Annotated in this window: 4 protein-coding genes; all 4 read left to right on the forward strand. The window is 38.3% G+C overall.

The features are described 5' to 3' along the window. Window positions 1-29 precede the first annotated feature (29 nt). The 4 genes from V7137_RS30755 to V7137_RS21130 all read left to right on the forward strand — a co-directional run bounded on the left by V7137_RS30755 (window position 30) and on the right by V7137_RS21130 (window position 1,835). Window positions 30-161, forward strand: a complete 132-nt coding sequence (locus tag V7137_RS30755; RefSeq protein WP_420490158.1) for a hypothetical protein — start codon at window positions 30-32, stop codon at window positions 159-161. 145 nt (window positions 162-306) lie between these two features. Continuing rightward, window positions 307-813, forward strand: a complete 507-nt coding sequence (locus V7137_RS21120; RefSeq protein WP_335699896.1) for a CBO0543 family protein — start codon at window positions 307-309, stop codon at window positions 811-813. 54 nt (window positions 814-867) lie between these two features. Then, window positions 868-1,362, forward strand: coding sequence for a CBO0543 family protein (locus V7137_RS21125; protein WP_335699897.1), 495 nt, complete (start codon window positions 868-870; stop codon window positions 1,360-1,362). After that, complete coding sequence (locus tag V7137_RS21130) at window positions 1,359-1,835, forward strand: CBO0543 family protein (RefSeq protein ID WP_335699898.1); 477 nt, start codon at window positions 1,359-1,361, stop codon at window positions 1,833-1,835. Before V7137_RS21125 ends, V7137_RS21130 begins: the two co-directional genes overlap by 4 nt. Window positions 1,836-2,187: the final 352 nt, after the last annotated feature.

Raw genomic sequence — 2,187 nt, forward strand, 5'->3', positions numbered from 1 at the left:
AGAAGTACTACTTTAACAGTGACGGGACAATGAAAACCGGCTGGCTAAAACTTGGCAGTAAACAATATTACTTTAACTCATCTGGGATCATGCAGACCGGTTGGGAAAAGATTAACGGGAAACGATATTACTTTAACTCGAGCGGTGTAAGGATTAAATAAACGAAAGGCTGACTCGAAACGGGTCAGCCTTTTCGCTTGCCTCCATTCTGCAAGAAATGGTTATTTTTCTCTTTTTAGGGGGAATTTAAGGTTGAGCGAACCCGCAATTAAGCTTTTCATCTCACCAATCCATTGGAGGAGAGCTATGCATGCATTGTTAACCGTACTCCTAATTATGATGGCGTTTTGGAAGGGTGATTGGCGTCATTGGCAAAAATACATTCTAACCATTTATTATGTGAGTACTTGTAACTTACTTTACAATTTGCTGTGCAAGGATCACTTGCTTTGGAAACATAACCCGGATCTATTGCCGAAATCACATACTTTTGTGGATTTAATTTATACCTTTATCAACCTCCCAGCAATCGTCTTACTATTTTTGAGCCATTATCCATTTTCCAAGTCAAAGGGGAAGCAAGTGGGCTATATTCTTAAATGGGTAGTTGGTTCGCTTATCGTCGAATATCCTTTTTACAAAATGAATCGGTTGATTCTAAATAATGGCTATGATTATTGGATGGAACCATTCTTTTATTCCACCATGTACACGATGATCCGTCTTCATTTTTCAAGACCGTTTCTTACCTATGGGATCTCGATTGTTATCATTGTGTTTCTCCTTCATTACTTTAACGTTTCAATTAAGTAATAGGGTGTGCCGATCAAAACCAATCAGCAGTAACTACATAAGCGAGGTATAGGGATGTCAGTCGATTACGTATGTATTATTCTTATGTGGGTCATTGGTGTAATTGCCTTTATGTTCGTCACGCCGCAACATCGGTACAGAAAGGTGCTAATTGGGCTCCTTATCTGTCAGGCGCTTTTGTGGCTGAATTCACTGGTGCATGTCGAATTGAACTTGCTTGCCTTTCCGGTTCGTGAATTTCCGAAAGCGAACGATTTGCTTGTTACCACGGAGTATTTCTTTTACCCGCTTCTTTCCGGGTTTTATCTCGTCTATGAGCCAGAGCGTTCAATTTGGACTCGTCTGATCTACTTGTCCGTTTGGAGTTTGGCCATCGCCATTTATGATCAAATGTTGGTGAATTACACAAATCTGGTCGAATACGTCCACTATGCCTGGTATTTTACCTGGCTGGATTTCTTTTGTATCTTTGCCGCGACCAACGTGATTTATCAATGGTTTTTTAAAGACAAGGAGTATTTTCGCCAGGATCAGGAGGCTGCTAAATGAAACTAGAATGGTGGATATTACTCGCCGTTTGGGTATTGACTTTGGGGCTGCTGTTAATCATTCCAAAAAATAAAATCCGTTTAGCCGTAACCGCCTTTTTATTTACTCAGGCCATCACCTGGATTCTTGGTTTAATAGTCGTTGAATATGGGCTGATCACCTATCCAGTCAGGTTATTTGCTGATGTCAACCGTGCTAGTTTTACCTATGAGTTTTTTGTATATCCAGCTGTTGCTGGCATCTTTAATGTGTTTTATCCGTACACCCAAAGCATGTTCATAAAGTTCCTGTACTTTGCTTCCTACTGTACCGCACTGACTGTTCCCGAAATATTTATCGAAAAATATACAGACTTAATTGAGTATCTCCACTGGACCTGGTATTGTACATGGATTTCTCTATTTTTGACCTTTATGGTGACCCGCGGGTTTAGTGTGTGGTTTTACAGGGGGATCTTAAAGGAAATGGATTAAGTGTGAAAGGAACGTCGCCTAATAAATATACAACAGGCAAGCTCGAGAAAAGGGGGTTTGCCTGTTTCTTTAATATCTGGTAATCTTGATAGTTGCTGGGCCTTTTATGGTATGTGAAGTAATTCACAAAAATTGAGAATTACTACCAATATTGTAATCTCCCTTCAAATTAATGTAAAAAGGGTGTTTAATAGATAAAGTAATAATTTATAAGATAACGTAGTTGTAATAATTATTAAGATAACGTAATAATTGTAATAATTAATTTGACAAATTAACAAAAAAACTTACAAATTATGATATAATAGACAATGTTTTGTAAATGCAAATTTAGGAGGACAAAATGGAAGAG

This window comes from Neobacillus drentensis (genome assembly GCF_036962765.1).
GTDB lineage: Bacteria > Bacillota > Bacilli > Bacillales > Cytobacillaceae > Neobacillus > Neobacillus drentensis_C.